Origin of the sequence: Pseudomonas peli (genome assembly GCF_900099645.1) — a bacterium.
GTDB lineage: Bacteria > Pseudomonadota > Gammaproteobacteria > Pseudomonadales > Pseudomonadaceae > Aquipseudomonas > Aquipseudomonas peli.
The window spans coordinates 1-4,008 of the sequence record NZ_FMTL01000017.1; the positions used below are offsets into that span (position 1 = coordinate 1).

5 protein-coding genes are annotated in these 4,008 nt (G+C 59.1%); all 5 read right to left on the reverse strand.

Annotation, left to right across the window (positions count from 1 at the left end; genetic code table 11):
* Nucleotides 1–152: 152 nt before the first annotated feature.
* The 5 genes from BLO50_RS21505 to BLO50_RS21525 all read right to left on the reverse strand — a co-directional run bounded on the left by BLO50_RS21505 (nucleotide 153) and on the right by BLO50_RS21525 (nucleotide 3,657).
* Nucleotides 153–1,922: a DNA cytosine methyltransferase gene (locus tag BLO50_RS21505; protein ID WP_090256307.1), complete on the reverse strand. Its 1,770-nt coding sequence runs from the start codon at nucleotides 1,920–1,922 to the stop codon at nucleotides 153–155.
* Nucleotides 1,923–1,934: 12 nt separating this feature from the next.
* Nucleotides 1,935–2,336 (reverse strand): DUF6573 family protein, encoded by a 402-nt coding sequence (locus tag BLO50_RS21510; RefSeq protein ID WP_090256308.1) that lies wholly within the window; start codon nucleotides 2,334–2,336, stop codon nucleotides 1,935–1,937.
* A gap of 212 nt (nucleotides 2,337–2,548) precedes the next feature.
* A complete protein-coding gene (locus BLO50_RS21515; protein ID WP_090256309.1) occupies nucleotides 2,549–2,761 on the reverse strand; it encodes a putative periplasmic lipoprotein in 213 nt (70 codons plus the stop codon).
* The gene (locus BLO50_RS21520; RefSeq protein ID WP_090256310.1) at nucleotides 2,758–3,075 is read right to left on the reverse strand and encodes a hypothetical protein; all 318 of its coding nucleotides are present in this window, start codon (nucleotides 3,073–3,075) and stop codon (nucleotides 2,758–2,760) included. The genes BLO50_RS21515 and BLO50_RS21520 overlap by 4 nt, the downstream gene beginning before the upstream one ends.
* A gap of 123 nt (nucleotides 3,076–3,198) precedes the next feature.
* Entirely contained in the window at nucleotides 3,199–3,657 is a 459-nt protein-coding gene (locus tag BLO50_RS21525) for a hypothetical protein (RefSeq protein ID WP_090256311.1), read from the reverse strand.
* Nucleotides 3,658–4,008 lie beyond the last annotated feature (351 nt).

Consider the following 4,008-nt stretch of genomic DNA (forward strand, 5'->3'; position numbering starts at 1 on the left):
CTGGAAGGCCGGAAGACGTTAGGGATTGAAGCCCGACAGGGGCGAGACGCTGAGCATCAGCGGCTCGATGCGCAGCACGAAAGCCCGGCCGGCGATAGCCGGGAACGCCCGACGCCAGCCCTGGCAGGAACTGGCGCCATGCACGCAAACCGCTAAGCCGCCATTTCGGCCAGAACAGAATGCCGCCAGGGATCGTTAGCAGCGGCCAAGGCCGCCATAACGGGCGGGCAAACCGAGTTGCCACAAAAGCGAACCATCTGCGTTTTAGTGAACGGACGCCCATCATGCCCGCGGTCAATCACATAGTTAGCCGGGAAGCCCTGAGCCCTGAACAGCTCATGCGGCTGCAGCATGCGCAAGCGTATATCAACGATGACATAGGCCGCGCCGTCGAGGTGAACAGTCACCAGCGCCAAGCGGTCTTTGGTCGTGATCGTGTTCAACGGCTTGTCCAATGCCCCCCACTGGCCGCCCTCGCTGTAATACTGCATCAGGAAGGCAGCAACGCGCAGCGCGCCGGCTTCGTGATCTGGCGAAAGGGTGTATTCAACTAGAGCATGATGCTCGGCCCCGGCCGTAATGGTGGCCAACGGCTCGTCAACGCCACGTCCGATGCAGTTTTTCCGCAAGGTAGCCAGGTGGGCGGTTATTAGCTGCTGCTGGCTGCCGGTCTTGGTGATGGTTGAAACAGGGCGGCGCGCGTCATGCGCGGGGGTCTTGTTGAAACCGCCATTTGCCTGGGCGAGGAAGGCCGAGAAGGCCGCCAGCTCGCCCCTGTTGGCCGCTGTAACCGTGGGCAGGGGTTTGAGCGGGCTGTATGTCCTATCGCCGCCCTGGTGCGTCAGAGGCGCTATAACAGGGCTGACCAAGGCGAAGCTTCCACCACGCGGCCAGGCAGTAACTGTGCGCAGCGGCGCGCGGATAGATTGCACGCTGTCGGCCGACCAATTGGCAATCGGAACAATGAACGGATCTGCATTGTTCAGGACATACTTAACCATGCCCTTGGCCACGCGGTGCAAGGTAGCGTCTGCATACGGCACAGCGCGCCCGAAAATGGATTGGCCGGGGATTGACCAGTCTATGCACTCATGCGCCTGCCGCCATGGCTGCTGCCACGGCTTGGGATTTTCGGCATGGCTCGGCTCGGGCCAGACAATGGGCTGACCATCGCAACGGGCAATCATGTACAGGCGTTTGCGGATGGTCGGCGCGCCATAGTCGCAACCACTCAAGATCCGCCATTCCACTTGGTAGCCGAGGCCTTCCAATTGGTGGACAAACCGCCGCCAGGTGACGCCCTTTCGCGCAGGATCTGGAATTAGGTACTGCTGTTCAACCGGCACCCGCTCGCCGGGTGCCGCGACGACTTGTCGGCTTTTCTGTTTGCCCTTGCTCATGTAAGGCACAAGCTTGATAACTCGGCCGGTGGCCTTGTCGCGTTTGGCGATCAGCGGCGACCAATCAATCAGCTGTGAAACATTTTCTAGGCTCAAAACTCGCGGCATAACCCGGCCGGCCCATTTGACGCCTACCCATGCCAGGTCGCGGATTGCTTTTTTGCGCGGCTGTCCGCCCTTGGCTTGGCTGTGGTGGGTGCAATCCGGGCTCATGTGGAACCAGCCGACACGGCGGCCGCCGACTTCTTCGCGCGGGTCGCCGTCGAAAACATCCGTGTGCAAGTGAACCGCCTGGGGGTGGTTCATCTGGTGCATGGAAATAGCGGCTTCGTCGTGGTTTTTGGCGATGGCCACCGCGCGACCCAAGCCAATCTCTAGGCCAGTACCAGCACCGCCCCCGCCGCAAAAATAATCAACGATAATTTCATCGTCTGCAGCCGTTAGCGGGAGCTTGTATTGGGTTTGGAAATGAACAGCCTGGGCCAGGGAATCTAGCGCGTGTTCGCTGAGTGCTGCTGTCATAGTCGCGGCCCCTTAGCTTTCAAGGGGCTGCATGATGGTAATAACAGGCTCGCCAGAATCACCGGGGCCAATGTGCAAAACCAAGCTGACCGGGCGGGCCTTGAGGCCGCGACCATCGGTCGGAACGCGGTAAACGCTGAATTCCAGGCGGGAGGCTTCGCGGTTGCTGCGGGCGGCTAGGAAGGCCATATAAACAACATCCCACAAACGGCCGGCTTCATCCTGCAGGGCTTGCGGCTTGTTAGCCTTCTCAGTAGCCCCCCACGCAACGCAATCAAGCCAGGTCGCCTGGGTGACTGCGACCGGGAAAAGAAAGCCGGCCTCTTTGGCTGTTTGGGTAACATCCACAAGCGAACCATCGGCAAGGGCATCGGCGCGGGTGTAGCGGCTGATAACTTCGGCATCTTCAAACATGGTCGGGCTCTCTTGGTACGTTGACGGGGCGAAAACTGGAAGGTCGTTATTGCCTTCCTTGGTGCGTATTATCTGGCTTTCGCCTATCTGTTGTCAACCGTTTTCAGTTGTCAAATAGCAAAAAAAACCCCAGCTAATAGCCAGGGCTTAGAAGTCGTCAACGCTCTGCAGCAATCCTTATATTTTCGCGGGCGCGAAAATATCCCCCCTTGTTACTTGGTCAGTCGAATCTGACGCATATTGAAATTAGGTTGAATGTACAGGCCGCCGCCGCTGATCCCTACCCTAACAGCCCCGGACAATGGGACGCCGAAGGCGTCACCATTCGCGCGGAAAGTCTGGCTAGCATTGACATAAGGACTCGATGCCGGCGAAGCGCAGCCGGCCAGCAGGCTGCAGGCCAGGGCGACAAACAAGGCTTTCATTTGCCCCCCTTGCTGCGCACTGCGCGGCCATCTTCAAAGGGATCAATAATCGACGGGTGCGGGAGCTGCTGGAACTCCTGAACCTTTGGCGCTTTCGCCTGCAGGCGCTCGGCCTCCTTGCGCCGAGCCAACGGCAGGCGGTCGCTAACCTCGGCTTCTGTCAGGTCATCCAGGGCAACAATGCCGCGAATGGTCAGAATGCTTTTAGTGCCATCGGCCAGCTTCCCCCGGTAGTCGCGGTGAGTGTGCCGGTAAATCAGCTTTAGCGCCTGGTCGCGGCTCAACGGGGTTTCGGTTGTATTACTGTTGTTCATGGCTTCCGGCTCCAGAAGTTGCAGGCCTGGCCGACCGCGAGGCCGGCGATAAAGGCGATAAGGCAGGCAATTGCCACAATGTCAGCATCAAGGCAGGGGTAGGTCAGTGTCATGGCCAGCCCCTCACGAACGCACGTCAATGAAGCGGGCAACCTCGGCCCGGATATTCCAGGCATCCAGCCAGATAGGCTCAAAGGTCTTTTGGCTGCTGCCGCCGCGCTGGGTATAAACGGGGTCTTGAACCTTGATAGAACCGCCCTGCAGCTCGGCCGAGTAACCTGCAGCCTTGAGGGCTTCCACGCCTTTGGCCAGATCCGCCTGACGCTCCTCAAATTTCACCTTGCGCACGATGCGATCAACAGCACAAGCAATCTCGTCGCGGCACTCGGCGTATTCAGTGACGCCGGTTTCAACGTGAAAAATCGGGAAGGGGCCAAGCTCGACACAAGTGCCAACCTTGAACGTCATTCCCTGGACGCGAGCCGCGCCGAAGGTTTGAGGGCTGCTGCCCAGGTACAAACCATATTCACCGCTTGCGCGGGCCAGGACGATGGTTTCAACTTTTTCACCAATGCTTTGCATGGCCTGATTTCCTATACGTTGACGGGGTGAAACTGGAAGGTCGTTATTGCCTCCCTTGGTGCGTATTATCTGGCTTTTGCCTATCTGTTGTCAACCGCTTTCGGTTGTCGTCTGCATTCTTTTTTGCACCTCGATGCCCCGGCTTTGGCATGCTTCTTGACGATCTGGGCCAAGCGTTTAGGGGTGCGTGCTTTGCTTTTCAATGAACACGCGCGCGAGCGCGCCGCCTCCTGCAGGACAGCGAAACACTCCAGGGCTAGGAGGCGATCCGTTCCAATGCGATGAGGGTTTGCGTGGCCCAGCGAAGCCGGAAGGCCGGCGCGATCAAGGGAGGGCACCGGAAGCCGCATG